Origin of the sequence: Saccharopolyspora sp. ID03-671 (assembly GCF_045278815.1) — a bacterium.
In the GTDB taxonomy this organism is placed as follows: Bacteria; Actinomycetota; Actinomycetes; order Mycobacteriales; family Pseudonocardiaceae; genus Saccharopolyspora; species Saccharopolyspora ipomoeae.
The window spans coordinates 1246462-1266046 of sequence record NZ_CP134054.1; the positions used below are offsets into that span (position 1 = coordinate 1246462).

General features: G+C 71.6%; 18 protein-coding genes. 11 read left to right on the top strand and 7 right to left on the bottom strand.

Features of this window, described 5'->3' with window-relative positions; all coding sequences use genetic code 11:
- Positions 1-72 precede the first annotated feature (72 nt).
- The gene (locus REH65_RS05890; RefSeq protein WP_406691611.1) at positions 73-807 is read left to right on the top strand and encodes a glucose 1-dehydrogenase; all 735 of its coding nucleotides are present in this window, start codon (positions 73-75) and stop codon (positions 805-807) included.
- On the opposite strand, the gene REH65_RS05895 is transcribed toward REH65_RS05890, so the two are convergent.
- The 3 genes from REH65_RS05895 to REH65_RS05905 all read right to left on the bottom strand — a co-directional run bounded on the left by REH65_RS05895 (position 782) and on the right by REH65_RS05905 (position 3826).
- Positions 782-1870 (bottom strand): diacylglycerol kinase, encoded by a 1089-nt coding sequence (locus tag REH65_RS05895; RefSeq protein WP_406691612.1) that lies wholly within the window; start codon positions 1868-1870, stop codon positions 782-784. The genes REH65_RS05890 and REH65_RS05895 overlap by 26 nt on opposite strands.
- 26 nt (positions 1871-1896) lie before the next feature.
- Complete coding sequence (locus REH65_RS05900; protein WP_406691613.1) at positions 1897-2856, bottom strand: hypothetical protein; 960 nt, start codon at positions 2854-2856, stop codon at positions 1897-1899.
- Between the two features lie 100 nt (positions 2857-2956).
- Positions 2957-3826 carry a LysR family transcriptional regulator gene (locus REH65_RS05905; protein ID WP_281455619.1) on the bottom strand — a complete coding sequence of 290 codons (870 nt, stop codon included), beginning with the start codon at positions 3824-3826 and terminating at the stop codon, positions 2957-2959.
- Positions 3827-3928: 102 nt separating this feature from the next.
- Here REH65_RS05905 and kdgD point away from each other — a divergent pair, with 102 nt between their 5' ends.
- From kdgD to REH65_RS05935, 6 genes are all read left to right on the top strand, one after another.
- On the top strand, positions 3929-4849 hold the full coding sequence (gene kdgD, locus REH65_RS05910) for a 5-dehydro-4-deoxyglucarate dehydratase (protein WP_406693096.1): 921 nt from the start codon (positions 3929-3931) through the stop codon (positions 4847-4849).
- A 2-nt stretch (positions 4850-4851) separates the two neighbouring features.
- A complete protein-coding gene (locus REH65_RS05915; protein WP_406691614.1) occupies positions 4852-5652 on the top strand; it encodes an aldehyde dehydrogenase family protein in 801 nt (266 codons plus the stop codon).
- Positions 5553-6434, top strand: a complete 882-nt coding sequence (locus REH65_RS05920) for an aldehyde dehydrogenase family protein (RefSeq protein WP_406691615.1) — start codon at positions 5553-5555, stop codon at positions 6432-6434. Before REH65_RS05915 ends, REH65_RS05920 begins: the two co-directional genes overlap by 100 nt.
- A gap of 17 nt (positions 6435-6451) precedes the next feature.
- Complete coding sequence (locus tag REH65_RS05925) at positions 6452-7774, top strand: enolase C-terminal domain-like protein (protein ID WP_406691616.1); 1323 nt, start codon at positions 6452-6454, stop codon at positions 7772-7774.
- 121 nt (positions 7775-7895) lie between these two features.
- Positions 7896-8672 carry a GntP family permease gene (locus tag REH65_RS05930; RefSeq protein ID WP_406691617.1) on the top strand — a complete coding sequence of 259 codons (777 nt, stop codon included), beginning with the start codon at positions 7896-7898 and terminating at the stop codon, positions 8670-8672.
- Entirely contained in the window at positions 8639-9331 is a 693-nt protein-coding gene (locus REH65_RS05935; RefSeq protein ID WP_406691618.1) for a GntP family permease, read from the top strand. Before REH65_RS05930 ends, REH65_RS05935 begins: the two co-directional genes overlap by 34 nt.
- A gap of 170 nt (positions 9332-9501) precedes the next feature.
- Here REH65_RS05935 and mftD read toward each other — a convergent pair whose 3' ends face one another.
- Positions 9502-10662, bottom strand: a complete 1161-nt coding sequence (mftD, locus tag REH65_RS05940) for a pre-mycofactocin synthase MftD (protein WP_406691619.1) — start codon at positions 10660-10662, stop codon at positions 9502-9504.
- A 284-nt stretch (positions 10663-10946) separates the two neighbouring features.
- On the opposite strand from mftD, the gene mdo reads away from it, so the two are divergent.
- The 4 genes from mdo to mftM all read left to right on the top strand — a co-directional run bounded on the left by mdo (position 10947) and on the right by mftM (position 15966).
- Complete coding sequence (mdo, locus tag REH65_RS05945) at positions 10947-12239, top strand: NDMA-dependent methanol dehydrogenase (protein WP_406691620.1); 1293 nt, start codon at positions 10947-10949, stop codon at positions 12237-12239.
- Positions 12240-12334: 95 nt separating this feature from the next.
- A complete protein-coding gene (locus tag REH65_RS05950; protein WP_406691621.1) occupies positions 12335-13522 on the top strand; it encodes an AAA family ATPase in 1188 nt (395 codons plus the stop codon).
- 57 nt (positions 13523-13579) lie between these two features.
- Positions 13580-15049, top strand: a complete 1470-nt coding sequence (locus REH65_RS05955; protein ID WP_406691622.1) for a VWA domain-containing protein — start codon at positions 13580-13582, stop codon at positions 15047-15049.
- A complete protein-coding gene (mftM, locus tag REH65_RS05960; RefSeq protein WP_406691623.1) occupies positions 15046-15966 on the top strand; it encodes a mycofactocin oligosaccharide methyltransferase MftM in 921 nt (306 codons plus the stop codon). Before REH65_RS05955 ends, mftM begins: the two co-directional genes overlap by 4 nt.
- A gap of 185 nt (positions 15967-16151) precedes the next feature.
- Here mftM and REH65_RS05965 read toward each other — a convergent pair whose 3' ends face one another.
- Genes REH65_RS05965 through REH65_RS05975 form a run of 3 tightly spaced genes read right to left on the bottom strand, consistent with a single transcriptional unit; the run spans position 16152 to position 19416 of the window.
- Positions 16152-16814 (bottom strand): MadR family response regulator transcription factor, encoded by a 663-nt coding sequence (locus REH65_RS05965; protein ID WP_406691624.1) that lies wholly within the window; start codon positions 16812-16814, stop codon positions 16152-16154.
- On the bottom strand, positions 16811-18181 hold the full coding sequence (locus REH65_RS05970; RefSeq protein ID WP_406691625.1) for a MadS family sensor histidine kinase: 1371 nt from the start codon (positions 18179-18181) through the stop codon (positions 16811-16813). Before REH65_RS05970 ends, REH65_RS05965 begins: the two co-directional genes overlap by 4 nt.
- Positions 18178-19416: an iron-containing alcohol dehydrogenase gene (locus tag REH65_RS05975; RefSeq protein ID WP_281455630.1), complete on the bottom strand. Its 1239-nt coding sequence runs from the start codon at positions 19414-19416 to the stop codon at positions 18178-18180. Before REH65_RS05975 ends, REH65_RS05970 begins: the two co-directional genes overlap by 4 nt.
- Positions 19417-19585: the final 169 nt, after the last annotated feature.

A 19585-nucleotide genomic window follows, 5' to 3' on the forward strand; every position in this document is an offset into this window, starting at 1 on the left:
GGACGCATGATCGACCTGGTCAGCGCGCTCGAGATTGAAACATGTTCTACATCTCGGGTAGCGTCGTCCGGCATGGGACGCGTGGAGGGCAAAGCAGCCGTCATCACCGGTGGGGCTCGGGGCATGGGCGCCGCGCACGCTCGGGCGCTCGTCGCCGAGGGCGGGCGGGTCGTCATCGGCGACATCCTCGACGAGCAGGGCCAGGCGCTGGCCGACGAGCTCGGCGAGGCCGCTCGCTACGTGCACCTGGACGTGACCGAGCCCGAGGACTGGGCGCGGGCCACCGAGCTCGCGGTGGCCGAGTTCGGGCTGTTCAACGTCCTCGTGAACAACGCGGGCATCGTCAACGGCAGCGCGATCGAGCACTTCGACCTGGCGCGCTGGCAGAAGATCCTCGACGTCAACCTCACCGGCACGTTCCTCGGCATGCAGGCCGCCGTGGAGCCGATGAAGGCGGCGGGTGGCGGCTCGATCATCAACGTCTCGTCGATCGAGGGCCTGCGCGGAAGCCCTTGGGCGCACGGCTACGTCGCCACCAAGTGGGCCGTGCGGGGGCTGGCGAAGTCGGCGGCGCTGGAGCTCGCACCGCACAAGATCCGGGTGAACTCCCTGCACCCCGGGCTGATCCGCACGCCGATGACCGAGAACATCCCCGAGGACATGATCAAGACCCCGCTGGGCCGCGCCGCCGACCCGGAGGAGGTCGCGACGTTCGTGGTGTTCCTTGCCGGCGAGGAGTCGTCGTTCGCGACCGGCTCGGAGTTCGTCGTCGACGGCGGGCTCACCGCCGACGTGCCGCACGACTGAACCGACCCCTGCCGGTCCCCAGCGGCAGGTCGAGGGTCGTGCGGATGCCGGGTTCTGCGGCCACCACCGCCGGGATGGCGTTCACGATGCGGCCCGCGGCGGCGACGATCGCGGCGTGGTTGTGGTCGCCCTCCCGGCTGCTCGGGCAGATGTCGACGGCGTAGGACGGCTCACCGGTGATCTCCACCCGGTAGGAACCGCCGGGCTGGGCCGGTCGCGCCCAGTCCGGCCGCAGGTCGTCGCGCAGCCGGGTCACGTGCTCGACGACGATCGCGGGCTCACCGTCCACCACGCCGGTGATCTCGAAGCGGACCGCGGCGGTGCCGCCCGCGGGGATGTGGCCGGCCGCGACGTCGAACGCCTCCGGCGCGGGTTCGCGCTCGACGTGCTCCGTGATCTCGTCGACCTCGATGCCGAAACCCGCCGCGAGCTGCCGGATCGTCGTCCCCCACGCCATGCCGAGCACGCCCGGTCGGTAGAGCATCGGCGTCTCGTCCCCGGGCTTGCCGAAGCCCATGACGTCGAACATGACCTCGGCGCCGTCGTAGGTGGCGTAGTCGGCGATCTCCAGGCAGCGCACCCGTTCGACGCGACGGCAGGTGCTCGCCAGCGCGAACGGGATGAGGTCGTTGGCGAAACCGGGGTCCACGCCGGTGATGAACAGGCTCGCTCCGCCCTCGCGGGCGGCCCGCTCCACGGGGTCGATCATCTCCGGCGGGAACACCTGCCACGGGTACTGGAAGGTCACCGGGGCCGAGCCGACGACGTCGATCCCGGCTTCCAGCAGCCGCCGGACGTCGGCGATCGCCTCCACCGGGCGGGTGTCGCCCATCGCGCAGTACACGGCGCAGTCCGGGCGCGCGGCCAGTACGTCGTCGAGCTCACCGGTCGCGGTGACGCCGGTGACGACGTCGAGCCCGGCGAGGGCACCGGCGTCGCGCCCGACCTTGTCCGGGTTCGACACCCACACGCCGACCAGCTCGCACTCGTCCGCCTCGATCAGCCCCGCCAGGGCGAGCCGCCCCACGTTCCCGGTCCCCAGGTGAGCCACCCGAATCGCCACAGCGCCTCCTCGCGTCCGCGCCGAGACTACCCGCGACCGCTCCATTTTTGGAACATGTTCCACGTCGGTCGGGGCGCCGCGACCGCGCGCACCGCCACCACCCCCGCCGCGACGAGCGCCAGTACCCCGGCGCCTTCCAGCACCGCCGGGACGGCACCGGCCGGGTCGAGCCCGAACAGCGTCACCACCACGACGACCGCGGCGAAGGCTCCGTACCCGGATGCGGCGAGCCGAACGACGGTCAGGCGGAAGCGTTCCGGGCGCTCGGCGTAGCGCAGGAACCAGGCCAGGGCCGGCAGCACGAGAACCCCGTGCATCGTGGCCGCGTGCGCGGGCTTGAGCCCGGCGGTGAACGCGAACGCCTGCGCCACGTCGCCCTGCACGCGGGTGAGCACCGTTCCCCGGGCCATCATCAGCACCCCGATCGCCAGGGCGACCATCAGCGACAGGAACCCGACGCGCAGCGCCGGCCGCATGCTCGGCGGGACGTCCTCGTGCCTGCGCAGCACGGTCGCCGTCACCGCGGTGATCACCCCGACGATCGCGACCGCTCCCAGCGCCGCCGAGGCCGCGGCGACGACGTCGGCGGCGGTGGCCGTCTCGGGCGGGATGAAGTGCGACGGGACTCGCCGCCACGCCTGCATCGTGATCCCGGCGACCTCCACCGCGCACGCCGCGGCGAAGATCGCCAGCAGCCGCGAGCGGCTCCGGGCGCGCATCGGCACGAACGACAGCACCCAGGTCAGCGTGGCCAGCGTCAGCCCGAACGACAGGCCGAAGGTCGCCGGTTTGCGCCAGGACAGCGGCCCGCTCCACTGCCCGCCCGTCGCCAGCAGCACTCCGAGGTGGACCAGCCCGCTGACCAGCAGCAGCGCCGCCACCCGGTAGCAGGCGCGCTCCACCCGCGACCCGCTCCGGTAGGCCTCCGCCAGGTCGGTGGCCATCGCCCGGAGCACCCGTCGCCCGCGCGGCGTCGTCGTGGTCATCGCGCACCTCCGCTCGTCACCGACGATGCTGCGCGCTGCCGGGCCCGCGAACATCCGTCGGAGCGCGGCACGCGGCCTGCGCACCGCGACGTAGCGGCGTCTAGACCAGCTCCAGGAAGGTGTGCAGAACCGGGTTGTCGTTGCTGCCGCGCCAGGCGAGGTGGAGCTCGACGGGGTCCGGGACCGGCAGGCGGACCGGCCGCAGGGCGACGCCCTCGAAGCGCAGCCGCGCGGCCGTCGAGGGCACCAGGGCGATGCCGAGACCGACCTCGACCAGCGCGAGGACGGTGTGCACCTGGTCGGCGTGCTGCACGTAGGACGGGTGCACGCCCGCCTCGCCGAACAAGCCCACCATCAGGTCGTAGAAGTAGCGGGCCGCGAACGGCGAGTACCCCACCACCGTCGCGCCGTGGAAGTCCGCCAGGTCGACCTCGTCCTGCTCGGTCAGCGGGTGCTCCACCGGCAGGGCCGCGACCAGCGGTTCGGAGCGCAGCAGCCGGGACTCCAGCCCGGGAGGGGTCGGCGGCCGGACCAGACCCACGTCGAGCGCGTCGGCGGAGATCCGCTCCAGCTGGTCGCCGCTGACCAGCTCGTGCAGCACCACCTCGACGTGCGGCAGGTGGCTGCGCGCGGTGTTGAGCAGCCCGCCGAGCACGCCGTAGGCCGACGTGGCGGTGAAGCCCAGCCGCAGCACGCCGGTGCGGCCGTCGGTCACCCGGCGCACGGAGCGGGCCGCGTTCTCGGCGTCGTGCAGCAGTCGGCGGGCGTCGCTCAGGAACGAACGCCCGGCCGGGGTCAGCCGCACGGTGCGGCTGCTGCGGTCGATGAGCCGGACCGCCAGTTCGCGCTCCAGCTGCTGGATCTGGCGGCTCAGCGGCGGTTGGGTCATGTTCAGCCGGGCGGCGGCGCGGCCGAAGTGGCCCTCTTCGGCTACCGCGACGAATCCGGCGAGTTGGGTGATGGTGAACATCGATGCAATCCCGGTATCAGTGGATGCTTAATCGGAGTTGGACGCGCATTGATGGACGACTCTAACGTCAGCCTCGACCAAGCACCGGACCTGGAGGAAACGATGTCCCGCTTCTCGCCCGCCGAAGTCGCCGAACGGCTCGCCAGCGGGCTTCTCTCGTTCCCGGTGACGCACTTCAACGAGGACCTGAGCTTCGACGAGGCCGCCTACCGGGACAACATCGGCTGGCTGTCGGGCTTCGGCGCGACCGGGCTGTTCGCGGCGGGCGGGACCGGCGAGTTCTTCTCGCTGACCACCGCCGAGGTGGAGCGCGTGGTCGCCGCCGCCGCGCAGGAGGTTCCCGCCGACGTCCCGGTGATCGCCCCCGCCGGCTACGGCACGGCCTCGGCCGTGGAGCTGGCCCGCGCGGGCGAGCGCGCCGGCGCCGACGGGCTCCTGCTGCTCCCGCCGTACCTCACCGAGGCGCCGCAGGAGGGCCTGATCGAGCACGTCCGCGCGGTGTGCGCGGCCACCGACCTGGGCGTGATCATCTACAGCCGCGCCAACGCCGTCTACTCCGACGAGACCGTCGTGCGGCTGGCCGACGAGTGCCCGAACCTCATCGGCTTCAAGGACGGCGTCGGCGACATCGAGAAGATGACCCGGATCTACTCCCGCGTCGGCGACCGCCTGACCTACGTCGGCGGCCTGCCCACCGCCGAGACGTTCGCCCTGCCCTACCTGGAGATGGGCGTGACGACCTACTCCTCGGCGATGTACAACTTCGTGCCCGAGTTCGCGGTGCGCTTCTACGACGCCGTCCGCGAGCGCGACCGGGCCACCGTGTACCGGTACCTCAACGAGTTCGTCCTGCCCTACTGCGACATCCGCAACCGCAGCGCCGGATACGCGGTGAGCATCGTCAAGGCGGGCATGCGCGCCATCGGCCGCCCGGCGGGTCCCGTCCGGGCGCCGCTGACCGACCTCGACGACACCGAGCTGAAGCTGCTGACCGAACTGATCGAACGCGTCCCGGAGGCGTGAGCATGACCCAAGTGACCGGACAGATGATCATCGCGGGCACACCGGTGCACGGTGCCGGGAACCAGATCCGCGCGATCGACCCGAGCACGGGCGCCGAGCTGGAGCCGCCGTTCGCCCACGGCGACGCCTCCCACGTCGAGCGCGCCTGCGCCGCGGCGGCCGAGGCCTTCGGCCCGTACCGGCGGCTGCCGATCGTCGAGCGCGCCGCGTTCCTGGAGCGCATCGCCGACAACATCGAGAAGGTCGGCGACGAGCTGGTCGAGCGGGCGCACGCCGAGTCGGGGCTGCCGGTGGCGCGCCTGACAGGTGAGCGCGGCCGCACGACCGGGCAGCTGCGGATGTTCGCGACGTTGCTGCGCAACGGCAACCACGACATCCCGCGCATCGACCCGGCCCTACCGGACCGCACTCCCCCGCGCGTCGACATCCGGCAGCGCCACGTGCCGCTGGGGCCGGTGGCGGTGTTCGGGGCGAGCAACTTCCCGCTGGCCTTCTCGGTGGCCGGCGGCGACACCGCCTCCGCGCTGGCGGCCGGGTGCCCGGTGGTGGTCAAGGGCCACGACGCGCACCCCGGCACCTCCGAGCTGGTGGGTCGCGCGATCGCCGACGCGGTCGCCGACCTGGGACTTCCCGCCGGGACGTTCTCGCTGCTGTTCGGCCGCGGCCGCGACCTGGGCACCCGGCTGGTGACCGACGCGCGCGCGTGCAGGCGGTCGGGTTCACCGGCTCGCGCGCCGGGGGCCTGGCGCTGGTGGCCGCCGCGCAGTCGCGGCCGCAGCCGATCCCGGTGTACGCGGAGATGAGCAGCAGCAACCCGGTGTTCCTGCTGCCCGGCGCGCTGGCCGAGCGCGGAGGTGAGATCGCCACCGGTTTCGTGGGCTCGCTGACGCTGGGATCGGGGCAGTTCTGCACCAACCCGGGCGTGGTGATCGCGGTAGACGGGCCGGAGCTGCGCTCCTTCCTCGACACCGCCGCCGACGCCGTCGCCAAGCGCGAGGCCGGGGTCATGCTGACCCCGGGCATCGCCCGCGCCTACGCCGAAGGCGTGACGCGGCTGGCCGAGCACGCGAAGGTCGAGGTGCTCGCCCAAGGCCCGGAGACGGACCTGCCGGTGGCGGGACGACCGGCGCTGGTGGTCACCGACGCCGCGGAGTTCCTGGGCGACGAGGCGCTGCAGCAGGAGGTGTTCGGGTCCTGCTCGGTCGTGGTGCGCTGCCGCGACGCCGCGCAGGTCCGCGAGGTCGCCGAGTCGCTGGAGGGCCAGCTGACCGTCACCGTGCACGCCGCCGACTCCGACCACGCCCAGGCAGCCGAGCTGCTGGACGTGCTGGAGCTCAAGGCGGGCCGGATCCTGTTCGACGGCTGGCCGACCGGCGTCGAGGTCGGGCACGCCATGGTCCACGGTGGACCGTTCCCGTCCACTTCGGACTCGCGGACGACCTCGGTGGGCACGCTGGCGATCGAGCGGTTCCAGCGTCCGGTGGCCTACCAGGACGTTCCCGCCGCGCTGCTGCCCGACTCGCTGGCCGACGGCAACCCGGCCGGGTTGCTGCGGCGCGTCGACGGCGAACCCGGCAGGCACTGACCACTCGGAGAGGCACCATGACACCCGTGATCTCGCAGCTGCGCGTCATCCCGGTCGCCGGGCACGACAGCATGCTGCTCAACCTCAGCGGTGCGCACGCGCCGTTCTTCACCCGGAACCTGCTGGTGCTCACCGATTCCGAGGGGCGCACCGGGGTCGGCGAGGTGCCCGGCGGCGAGCCGATCCGCGCGACGTTGGAGGAGTCGGCGGAGCTGGTCGTCGGGCAGCCCGTGGCGCGGCTGCGCTCGGTGCTGCGGGAGGTGCACGCGCGCTTCGCCGACCGGGACTCCGGCGGCCGCGGCGCGCAGACCTTCGACCTGCGGGTCACCGTGCACGCGGTGACCGCGATCGAGTCGGCGATGCTGGACCTGCTCGGCAAGCACCTGGGCGTGCCGGTGGCCGAGCTGCTCGGCGACGGGCAGCAGCGGGCCGAGGTCCCGGTGCTGGGCTACCTGTTCTTCGTCGGCGACCGCACCAAGACCGACCTGCCCTACCTGGCCCCCGGTGACGGCGACGACTGGTCGCGGCTGCGGCACGAGGAGGCGCTGACGCCGGAGGCGGTGGTGCGCCTGGCCGAGGCGGCCCGCGAGCGCTACGGGTTCCGCGACTTCAAGCTCAAGGGCGGTGTGCTGCCCGCCCGCGAGGAGGCCGAGGCCGTCACCGCGCTGGCGGAGCGGTTCTCCGACGCGCGGATCACGTTGGACCCCAACGGCGGCTGGCTGCTGTCCGAGGCGATCGAGGTCGGCCGTTCGCTGCGTGACGTGCTCGCCTACGCCGAGGACCCGTGCGGTGGCGAGGGCGGGTACTCGGGCCGGGAGACGATGGCGGAGTTCCGCCGCGCCACCGGGCTCCCCACCGCGACCAACATGATCGCCACCGATTGGCGGCAGCTGGGTCACGCGGTCCGCGCGGGCGCGGTCGACATCCCGCTGGCCGACCCGCACTTCTGGACGATGAGCGGCTCGGTGCGGGTGGCGCAGTTCTGCCACGACTGGGGCCTGACGTGGGGTTCGCACTCCAACAACCACTTCGACGTCTCGCTGGCGATGTTCACCCACGTCGCCGCCGCGGCCCCGGGCGAGATCACCGCGATCGACACCCACTGGATCTGGCAGGACGGCCAACGCCTGACCCGAAACCCCCTGCAGATCTCCGAAGGTCGACTCCCGGTCCCCACGACCCCGGGCCTGGGCGTCGAACTCGACGAGGACCGGGTCGCCGAGGCCCACGACCTCTACCTCCAGCACGGCCTCGGCTCCCGCGACGACGCCGCCGCCATGCAGTACCTCATCCCGGGCTGGGCCTTCGACCCCAAACGCCCCGCCCTGGACCGCCCCTAACCCCCGCCCAAAATCCACCCGATCAAGCCCCTTAAGACGAAAACCGCTGTTTTCGACTTGAGGGGTCCGATCGGGTGGGGATGGGTGGCCGAGGAGGAAGGCAATGATGCCTACCAGATCTTTGGAACTTGCGAGTGCGATCTCGTTAGCCGCCGATGAGGCGCCGGAGACCGCGTGGACCCTGCCGCCTTGGGCCCTGTTGTTGCTGGTGGTGGGTGGGATCGCGCTGCTCCTGCTGCTGGTGATGAAGGCGAAGTTGCACGCGTTCGTCGCTCTGCTGGTGGTCAGCGTCGTGGTGGCGGCCGTCGCCGGCATCAGCCCGACCGAGATCCCGGGCCTGCTGGAAGACGGGATGGGCGAGACCCTCGGCGAGATCGCGATCATCGTGGCGCTGGGCGCCATGCTCGGCCGGTTGATCCAGGAGTCCGGGGCGGCCGAGGTGCTGTCCGGGCGGATGCTGGCCGCTTTCGGCGAGCGGCGCGCTCCCCTTGCGGTCGGCTTGACCGCGCTGATCTTCGGGATCCCGGTGTTCTTCGACGTCGGGTTCATCATCCTGCTGCCGCTGATCTACTCGGTGGCGCAGCGCTCCGGCCGCTCGGTGATCAGCATCGCGCTGCCCGCCGTCGGCGGCCTGGCGATCATGCACGCGGTGCTGCCGCCGCACCCCGGACCGGTGGCCGCGGCGGGCCTGCTCGGCGCGAACCTCGGCTGGGTGACGATCATGGGCCTGGTGTGCGGGCTTCCCGCCTGGTTCGTCGGGGCGTACCTGTTGGCACCCGCATCGGCGACCGGATGGGCACCCCGGTTCCCGCGCAGCTGCTCGGCGAGGCCGAGGAGCAGGCGGGCAGCGGTGGCGGTGGTGGTGTGGCGACCAAGGCCCCGCCGTCGCTGGGCGTGACGGTGGGCGTGATCCTGCTGCCGGTCGTGCTGATCATGCTCAACACCTTCGCCGAGGTCGTCCTCCCGGAGGGCGCGGTCCGCGACGTGCTGACGTTCATCGGCGCGCCGGTCATCGCGCTGACGGTCGCGACGCTGCTGTCGTTCTGGGTGCTGGGCCTGCGCGGCGGGTTCTCGATGGAGCGCATCGAGAAGGCGGCGTCGGCCTCGCTGGGTCCGGTGGCCCTGGTGCTGCTGGTGACCGGTGCGGGCGGCGTGTTCGGCGCGGTCCTGGAGGCCACCGGCGCCGGTGAGGCGCTGGCCGACCTGCTGGGTCAGACGTCGCTGCCGGTGGTGGTGCTGGCGTTCCTGATCGCCACCGCGCTTCGCGTGGCGCTGGGGTCGAAGACGGTCGCGATCGTGACGACGGCCCCGATCGTGGCTCCGCTGATCCACGAGCTGGGCCTGTCGCAGCCGGAGATCGCCCTGGTGGTGGTCGCGGTCGCCGCGGGCGGCACGGTCCTGTCGCACGTCAACGACTCGGGTTTCTGGCTGTTCAACCGCTACATGGACCTCGACATCAGGGGAACGCTCAAGAGCTGGACCCTGATGGAGACCTTCATGGGCGGAGCGGCGTTCCTCATCGCCGCCGCCCTCAGCGCGGTCCTCGCCCTCACCTGACCCCGCTCGGAGCGCGGCGCCCTTCCCATGGGGAGGGGCGCCGCCGTCGTGGGTCACCCGGTGACGGTTTTAGCCATAACTGTCCGGACAATTTGGACATTGATCATGGGTGATTATGGCTAAAACTGTCCACTGCCAACCACCGATGACACCGTCACCGGACCTCCCGATCAGGGTTTCCGGGTGAAACCCGCGGGGATGAGGAGGTCTTCCGGGCTGAGGTAGTGGATAGAGGGGCGCGCCAGGGCCAGGAGGGAGGAGTCGATGCCGCTCCGGAGGATGTCGAAGACGTTGCGGACTCCGGCCTGGCCTTCGGCGGCCAGCCCCCAGAGGTACGCGCGGCCGATGAGGACCGCGCGGGCGCCGAGGGCGAGGGCCTTGACGACGTCGCTGCCCCGGCGGACCCCGCCGTCGAGGAGCACCTCGACGTCCCCGCCGACCGCCTCCGCGATCGCCGGGAGCAACCGGATCGTCGCCGGGGTGGAATCGAGGTTGTTGCCGCCGTGGTTGGACACCGAGATCGCCGTGGCGCCGATGTCGCGGGCGCGGCGGGCGTCGTCGGGATGCGTGATGCCCTTGATCATGAACGGGCCGCCCCAGCGCTCGCGCAGCCAGGCGATGTCCTCCCAGGTGGGAGGCGGGGTGAACATCCACTCGCCGTAGGCGCCGAAGAACGTCGGCGCGGCCTCACCGCGCGGCACCATGTTCGGCGTGGTCAGGTCCGGCAGCCCGTGGCGGAGGAACCCGCTCAGCCAGCGCGGCCGCAGCAGGCCCTGCGGGGCGAAGCTCAGCTTCGTGCGCAGGTCCAGCTTCTCCGGGATCGGCGGGCTCCCCCAGTCCCGCCCGGTGGCGAAGCACCAGTCGAGGGTGACGATGAGCCCCTTCGCCCCGGCCTCGCGGGCGCGCTCGGCGCGGGCCAGCACCTTCTCCCGGTCACCCACCCAGTAGACCTGGAAGAACGTCTTCGGGTTGGCCTCGGCGACGTCCTCGACCGCGCGGCTGGCGAACGACGACAGCCCGATCGCCGTGCCCACCTCCGCCGCGGCGCGGGCCACCGCGACCTCACCCTCCGGGTGCACGGCCTGCACCCCGGTCGGGGAGACCATCACCGGCAGTGACAGTTCCTGACCCATCACCGTCGTCGCCATGTCCCGCTCGGCGGGCAGGTCGGCCACGCGCGGGGCGAAGCCGAGCTCGCCGAACGCCCGGATGTTGTCCTCCAGCGTGGACCCGCGTTCGCTGCCGGCCACCAGCGCCAGGTAGACCGACCGGGGCAATCTCCTGCGGGCACGCCGATGCGCCTCCGCCACCGTTTCGAACCACTCCGCCATGCCGCACCACGCTAGGCGGCGCGAGCCCCGTCAGCACCGTGCGACCGGGTCCGCTGCCGCCCGTCCGATCGAACGGGCGGCAGCGCCGCTACCTGACCGATCGGACGGGGGCGCCCCTCCCCGATCGTCCCGATCTGGGGCCTCGGACGAGGGGTCTTGGCCCGTCGGCGTTCTCCTGGGGTGAGCCGGGGCACTAACTTCCGGGCCAGTGGCGGGCTCGACGTCCCGCTCCCCCGCCTGGCCGGAGATCAACGTGCAATGACGCGCGTGGAAAGGACAGCGACATGCAGGTCGATGAGCTGCTCAAGCCGTTCCCGATCAAGGAGTTCCACCCGTTCCCCCGCGCCCTGCTGGGCCCCGGTTCGCACGAGATGATCGGACCGGAGGCGTTGAAGCTGGGCTTCAAGAAGACCCTGGTGATGACCTCCGGCCTGCGCGGCACCGACATCGTGCACAAGATCGTCGAGTCGATGCGCTACCACGGTCTGGAGGTCGTGGTCTACGACCAGGTCGAGTCCAATCCCAAGGACTACAACGTGATGGACTCCGTCGCGATGTACCAGGAGAACGCCTGCGACTCGTTCGTGTCGATCGGCGGTGGCTCCTCCCACGACGCGTGCAAGGGCGCGCGCATCTCGGTGGCCCACGACGGCCGCAACGTCAACGAGTTCGAGGGCTTCAACAAGTCCGAGAACCCCAAGAACCCGCCGCACATCGCGGTGTCGACCACCGCGGGCACGGGTTCGGAGACGTCCTGGGCCTACGTCATCACCGACACCACCACCGACCCCGACAACCCGCACAAGTACGTCGCCTTCGACGACAACTCGGTGACCACGCTGGCCATCGACGACCCGGTGCTCTACTACGACTGCCCGATCGACTACACCGCGCAGTGCGGCTTCGACGTGCTCGCGCACGCCTCCGAGCCCTACGTCTCGCGGCTGAACTTCCCGCCGTCGCTGGGGAACGCGCTGCACGCGGTGAAGATGACCGCCGAGAACCTGCGCCAGGCGGTGTGGAACGGCCAGGACCTGCCCGGCCGCGAGGGCATGATGTACGCGCAGTACATCGCCGCGCAGGCGTTCAACTCCGGCGGTCTGGGCATCATCCACTCGATCTCGCACGCCGTGAGCGCGTTCTACGACACCCATCACGGGCTCAACAACGCCATCGCGCTGCCGCGGGTGTGGGCGTTCAACATGCCGGTGGCCTACAAGCGCTTCGCCGACATGGCCGACGCCATGGGCGTCGACACCCACGGCATGACCGCCCCGCAGGCCGCTGACGCCGCCCTCAACGCCGCCATCCGGCTGCTGCGCGACGTGGGCATCACGGAGCGGTTCGTCGACGTCAACGCCGACACCTACTCGAAGAACCGGCTCGGCCAGGGCCCGACGAAGTTCTACGAGCGCTCCAAGGAGATCAAGGGCGACGCCGCCGACGTCGACCGCATCACCAACCACGTCCTCGGCGACGCCTGCACGCCGGGCAACGCCAAGGAGTGCACGTTCGACACGGTGCGCCCGGTCGTCGAGCACTGCATGACCGGGGATCTGGACGACCTGCTGACCTGATCCCCCTCGGACCGGCCGTGGTGTCGCGCCCTCCGACCTGTGCGGCACCACGGTCCTCCACCACCCAGCACCGCTCGCATCCCGGAGGTATCGCAGTGCTCGACGACATCGCGGATCAGCCCGGCGACAAGCCCTTCGAGTCCGTCGAGGAGGTGATCAACCGCTTCGGCGAGCACGGCTACATCTCCGACCGGCGGCTGGCCACCACCGTCTTCCTCCAGTCCAGATTGGACAAACCACTGCTGCTGGAAGGCCCTGCGGGCGTGGGCAAGACGGAGCTGGCCAAGACCCTCGCCGAGGTCACCGGGCGCAAGCTGCTGCGGTTGCAGTGCTACGAGGGCCAGGACGAGAGCAAGGCGCTCTACGAGTGGGACTACGGCAAGCAGCTGCTCTACACCCAGATGCTGCGCGACAAGATCGGCGAGATCATCGCCGACGCCCCGGACCTGACGACCGCGATCGACCGGATCGGCGCGCAGGACAGCGTGTTCTTCTCCGACCGGTTCCTGGCCGCCCGGCCGCTGCTGGAGGCGATCCGCGGCGAGCAACCTGCCGTGCTGCTGGTCGACGAGGTCGACCGCGCCGACGAGGCGCTGGAAGCCGTGCTGCTGGAGTGCCTGGCGGAGTTCCAGGTGTCGGTGCCCGAGGTCGGCACCTACACCGCGACCACCCCGCCGTACGTGGTGCTGACCTCCAACAACACCCGCGACCTGTCGGCGGCGCTGAAACGCCGCTGCCTGCACCTGTTCCTGGACTACCCGGACCACGACCGGGAGCTGGAGATCGTCCGCTCGAAGCGCACCGGGCTGCCGGAGAACCTGGCCGAGCAGCTGGTGACGGTGGTGCGGCGGCTGCGCGAGCTCAAGCTGCGCAAGGCCCCGTCGATCTCCGAGACCATCGACTGGGCGCGGACTCTCGCCGTGCTCGGCGCCGAGGACCTGGGCTCGGAGGTGCTGGCCGAGACCGTCAACGTGGTCGTGAAGTACGAGCGCGACCTGCAGCAGGCGCTGGACGTGATCGGGCACATGGGCGATCCGAACCGCGACATCCCGCAGCAGCTCCCGGCCCGCGGTCACGGGCACGGACATGGGCACGGCCACGGGCATGACCACGACCGCGGTGACGACCACGACGACGGGCCCGAGGTGCGGGCCGCCAAGGACCGGCCGGGCCGCCACGACGATTCCTACTACGGCGCACCGGGTTCCGCCTCGTCCGGGCAGCGGGCCACGGGCACCCAGGGGGCGCGGTCGTTCTCCTCGGTGACCCGCCGCAAGTCGTGAGGAGCGCGCCGTGGAATCAGCCTGCACCGGTTCGTCCGGTTGTTGCGCCTGTTCGGCGTGCGCATCTCCGTGTCCGAGGCCACCGACGCGATGCGCTGCGCCGCGCAGCCCGGCATGCTCGACGACCGGGACGCGCTGCGCAACGCCCTGAAGGTCGCGATGATCAAGGACCGGCGCGACGAGGAGATCTTCGACGAGGTCTTCGACGCGTTCTTCGCGCTGCGCCCGGTCGTGCCCGACGACGCCGAGCACGAGCACACCCACGAGCACGACGACCTCTCCGACACCGGTGAGCTGCAGTCGTTCACCGTCTCCGAGGAGCCCGCGGAGACCCCGCAGGAGGGGCACACGCACGCCAAGCCGGCCGACATCCGCGACTACTTCGACCCCGAGGACCTGGCCCAGCAGTACAACCTGCACCAGGAGAGCAACAAGATCGACCTCGCCTCGATGACCGACGAGGTCGTGTTCTCCAGCGACAACAGCAGCACCGGAGGCGGTTCGGTGCCGTCGGTGCAGCTGGAGACCGAGCGGCTGCACAACGCGGGCACTCCCGGGTCGCTGGCCGAGCACACCGGGCAGCGCATCGACACCCGGCTGAGCATCGCCGAGGAGCAGACGCTGCTGGACTGGCTCGGCGAGGACGAGGAGCCCGACGCGGCGCCGCGCGGGCAGCTCACCGGCGTCCTGGAGAACCTGCCGGAACTGCTCAAGCAGCACCTGGCCAAGCTCGCCGAGCTGGAGCGCACCGCCAAGGAGTCCCGCGAGGTCACCGCCGGGCGCCTGGACCGGGTCGACGAGGGCGAGCGCCAGCAGCTGGAGGAGTCGCTGCGGCGGATCGTGCACAGCCTGCGCGGGGCGCCGACCAGCAAGCGCCGCAACACCCCGCGCGGGCGGGTGCACCCGGCGCGGACGATGCGCCGCAACATGCGCTACGACGGCGTCCCGTTCCGGCCGGTCACGGTCACCCGCGCCGAGGACAAGCCGAGGCTGGTGGTGCTGGCCGACGTGTCGCTGTCGGTGCGCTCGACCGCCCGGTTCACGCTCCACCTGGTGCACGGGCTCCAGTCGCTGTTCACGCAGGTCCGCACCTTCGCGTTCGTCGACGATCCGGTGGAGATCACCGAGCTGTTCACCGATCACCCGCTGGAGCGGGCGCTGGGGCTGGTGTTCGACGGGTTGCCGCAGGGCGGAGTGCTCGACGTGGACGGCAACTCCGACTACGGCGCCACCTTCAGCCGGTTCCTGGAGGACTTCGGCACGACGCTCAACCGCCGGACGACGGTGCTGATCCTCGGTGACGGGCGCGGCAACGGCAACGACCCGCACGTCGACGCGCTCGCCGAGATCGCCCGCCGCGCGCGGGAGACCATCTGGCTCACCCCGGAGCCCCGGTACTCGTGGCGGCTGGGGCGCTGCGACCTGCCGGACTACGCCGACCACTGCGACCGGGTGCAGGTGGTGCGCGACCTGTCCGGGCTGGCGAAGGCGGCCGAGTCCATCGCGACGGAGGTGACCGGGCGGTGACGGCCGGGGAACGCGCGGCGCTGCACATCGACCCGCTGGACCACATCGACCCGCTGGCCCCGCACGGCCGCGACCCGCTGGTCACCGTCGGCCGCCACGAGTCGACGTGCGACGCGCGGGTCGCGGTGACCCGCACTCCGCACTTCTGCCTGCACCGACGGGATCACCGGATGGAGGTGGCCCACTGGTTCCGGCCGGAGCAGCTGGACAACAACCTGGCGGGCGTGCTGGCCGACGAGCTGTTCGCACCCGGCTGGCTCAGCGGCGTGGAGGTCTTCGAGCGGGTGTTCACCGAGGTCGTGCAGTCGGTGATCGACGACCCGCTGCGCGCGTGGACGACGTTCTACGACAACACCCTGGCCCGCATCCGGGAGTGCTGGGCGTCGCCGGCCGAGCGCGCGCCGCACTCCTCGATCGCCGACTTCGCCCCGCTGTACCGGCGGGTGCTGGGGATGGCCCCGCCCGGCCGGGTGCTGGACCTGGGCTCGTGCTTCGGGTTCCTGCCGCTGCTGTTCGCCGAGCGGGGCGAGCACACGGTGATCGCCTCGGACCTGGCCCCCGGCAGCATGCGCCTGCTCAAGACCGTCGCCTCGACCCGGGGTCACCACATGCACACGCTGGTCTGCGACGCGACCCAGGTCCCGCTCCCCGACGGCGCGGTCGACACGGTCACGGCGATGCACCTCCTGGAGCACCTCGAACCGGCCCGGGGGGACGCGGTCCTCGCCGAAGCCCTCCGCTTGGCCCGCCGCCGGGTCATCATCGCCGTCCCCTACGAGGACGAGCCCAACGCCGCCTTCGGCCACGTCCGCACCTTCACCGAAGCCGACCTCCACCACCTCGGCGCCACCACGGGCCACCCCTACGAGGTCACCCACCACCACGGGGGCTGGCTCGACATCCGAAAGACGCCCTGACCCCGCGCAGTTCTCATGAAAACCGTCCCACCCCACGACGGACGGAACTCCCGTGTCCCCTCACGGGGGTGGGGTGGGTGCGGGGAAGTTTTCATGAAAACGTCGGTTCCCACCCGACAGACTGGGTTCTTGACCGGACCTCGTGTTTCGTTGGTGGTGAGGGAAGTTTTCATGAAAACTTCGCCTCAGATGAGGTGGAGCTTGCTGGCTTCGTAGACCGCTTCCGCTCGGCTGGTGGCGGTGAGCTTGCGCATGATGTTGCGGACGTGGAACTTGACCGTGGTCTCGGAGATGAAGAGCTTGGTGCCGATGTCCCGGTTGCTGAGGCCGCGGGCGAGCTGGCGGAGGACGTTGAGCTCTCGTTCCGTCAAGCGGGGTTCCGCGGTGGGGGCGTTCATCGACTCGACCATCGCGGCGGCCGAGCGGGAGTCGAAGGAGCTCTCGCGGCGGGCCACGGCGCGAATGGAGCGGACCAGCTCGGTGGTGTCGACGTCCTTGACGACGTAACCGCGGGCGCCGCGGTGGATGGCGTCGACGACCAGCCCGCCATCTAGGAACGTGGTGAGCACCAGGACGCCGAGGTCCGGGTAGCGCTCGGTGAGCTGCCCGCACAGCTGCAGCCCCTCGGTGTTGTCCCCGGTGGACAGCTTGAGGTCGAGCAGCACGATGTGCGGTGCGGCGTCGGCGACGACGGTCAGCGCCTCGGCCGCGGTGGCCGCTTCCCCGACGACCTGCAGGTCGTCCTCGCGTTCGAGCACCGAACGCAGCCCGTGCCGGACGATGGCGTGGTCGTCGACGAGCACGATCCGCACCGGTGGGCTTCCGGTGCGCTGGTCGGGCAGCCTCACGGCGTCACCTCCCGCTCCGGCGGCAGCGGCACCCGCAGCTGCAGCGCCACCCCGCCCATCCGCGAGCGCCGGATGCTCAGCGCGCCGCCGAGCTCCTCCGCCCGCGCCGCCATGTTCGCCAAACCCCGATGCCGGCCGGCCAGATCAGCGGCCTCGGAGAGCTTCAGGGACCGCCGCAGCTGCGCGGGATCGCCGGTGCCGTCGTCGGAGACCGTGAGCCGCAGCTGGTCGGCCTGGTAGACCAGCTGCACGACGGCACGGGTGGCTTCGGCGTGCGAGACGATGTTGAACAGCGCTTCCCCGGTGAGCCGCAGGATGGAGCTCTCGTCCTCCGGCGGCAGCGGCGCCGGACTTCCCGCGACCCGCACCTCCACCTCCAGCTCGCTGGAGAGGTGCACTGTGGACAGTTGTTTTAGCAGCACCGGCAGCGATCCCGGCGGTTCCTCGGCTCCGTGGTGCAGCGCGTAGATCGCGGCGCGCAGTCGCTCCACGGCCTGCTGGGTGAGCCCCTTGGCCGGGGCGAGCTTCTCGGCGACCTGCGCGGCTTCCGGCCCCATCTCGGCGAGTTCGGCGCGGCACACCTCGACGGTCATGCCTGCGCTGAGGACGTACTGGGTGACGGTGTCGTGCAGTTCGCGGGCGATGCGGTGCCGCTCGTCGTCGAGGGCCTGGCGCTGCATGGCCTCGACGAGGCGTCGCTGGGTCTCCTGCAGCTCGGCGTTGCGGGCGGCCAGGTCCCGGGCCTGCTGGGCGGCGGCCTCGGAGAGCTGCTCGGTGCGTCCGCGCAGCTGGGCGGCGGCGTGGAACAGGAACGAGTTGTGCACGGCGACGGCGGCCTGGTTGGCCAGGACCCGCAGGATCGCCAGGTCGGTGTCGGCGACCTGCACGTCGCCGGGCCAGCCGACGATGCCGCCGACGGGTTCGCCGTCGAGGGTCATCGGCGCCCGCACCCAGCCGGGCCCGCCGGGTTCGAGCTCGATCTCCCACGGCCGGTTGCGGATGACGTCGAGCTGCTCGCGCACCTCGGGTGGCAGCGCGGCCTCGTCGTCGACGAGTTCGCCGCGGTGCAGCAGCAGGAAGCGGGGCCGGGCGGCGCGCAGCGCGCCATCGGCGATGCCGACGAGCATCCGGTCGGCCTGCAGGTGCTCGGCCGCGGCCCGGACGACGGCTTCGACGAGCGTGCGCGGCCCTTCGACGGTGCGCACCAGGGCGCCGGAGATCCGGTCGAGGGCCTGCACGGCGTGCTCCAGGCGCTCGGCGGAGCGGACGTACTCCGGGTAGAAGGAGCGCTTGCCGGAGCGCAGCCCGGTCAGCACGCCGAGGTCGTCGCCGAAGTCGCCGCCGGACATCGCGGCCTCATCGCTCACAGCGCGGCCCGGAACAGCCGGGCGATGTCGGTGGCGCGCGCCTCGCGCGGATTCGTCGTCAAGCAGGCGTCTTTGAGCGTGTTGCGCGTCAGCACCGGGATGTCCGCGTCGGACACCCCGAGCGAGCGCAGCGTCTTGGGCACGCCGACTACGTCGGCGAGCTCCCGCACCCGCTCGGCCAGGGTCAGCGCCACCTCGACGTCGGGCACCCCGTCCGTGTCGATGCCGATCGCGGCCGCCAGCGGGACGTAGCGGGCCGGGTCGGTCTCGGCGTTGAACCGGATGACGTGCGGCAGCAGCACCCCGTTGATCACCCCGTGCGGGGCGTCGAGCAACCCGCCGACCTGGTGGCTCATGGCGTGGGTGGCGCCGAGGATCGCGTTGGTGAAGGCCATCCCGGCCTCCAGCGCGCCCTGGGCCATCGCGATGCGCGGTTCGGCCTCGGCGGGCCGGAACAGGGTGCGCGCGAGGTTGCCGGTGATGAGCGTCGCGGCGTGCAGCGAGTGCTGCTCGGTGAGGGTGTTGTGCGCGCGGGAGACGTAGGACTCGATGGCGTGGGTGAGCGCGTCGAGGCCGGTCGCGGCGTTGAGCCAGTCCGGCATGCTGGTCAGCAGCCGGGGGTCGACCACCGAGATCTCGGGCACCAGCGCCCGGCTCAGGATGGTGATCTTGGTGGCGTTGGCGGTGTCGGTGACGATGGCGAACTGGGAGACGTCGGCTCCGGTTCCCGACGTCGAGGGCGCCATGACCAGCGGCGGGATCGGGTGCACGACCTGGTCGACGCCTTCGTAGTCGAGGATGCGGCCGCCGTTGCCGGACAGGATCGCCACGCCCTTGGCCGCGTCGATCACCGAACCGCCGCCGACCCCGATGATCACGTCGGCGCCGGACTCGGCGTAGCGGCGGTGCGCGGCCTCGATCTCGTGGTCCTTCGGGTTGGGCGTGACCGCGTCCCACACGACCGCCGAGAGCCCGACGGCTTCGAGGTGGCCGACGGCCTCCGCCGCCCAGCGGGCCTCGGTGAGCCCGCCGTCGGTGACCAGGAACGGGCGGCGGGCGCCGAGGCGCCGCGCGCAGTGCCCGAGCTCGGCCAGCGCGCCGGGGCCGAACACGACCTCCGGCACGTGGAACTTCGCCAGCCTCGGCGGTTCACCGCCGGGCCGCGTGATCCGCGGTCCGGGCAGCTCGGCCACGCCGAGCTCGGGCGGGCTGGGCACCCGGCTTCGCACTGTCATCAGGCATCCTCCAGGCACCGGTGCGTCGGATCTGCGAACGCCGGTCGGGTCGACGCGCTGGAACGGGACCCATCCTATCCCGGAACGTGACCCCGACCACAGCAGCGAGACCGGCGGGGTCCGCCCGGTCCGGGCGGACCCCGCAGCCGCCCCCACCGCACGGCCCTCG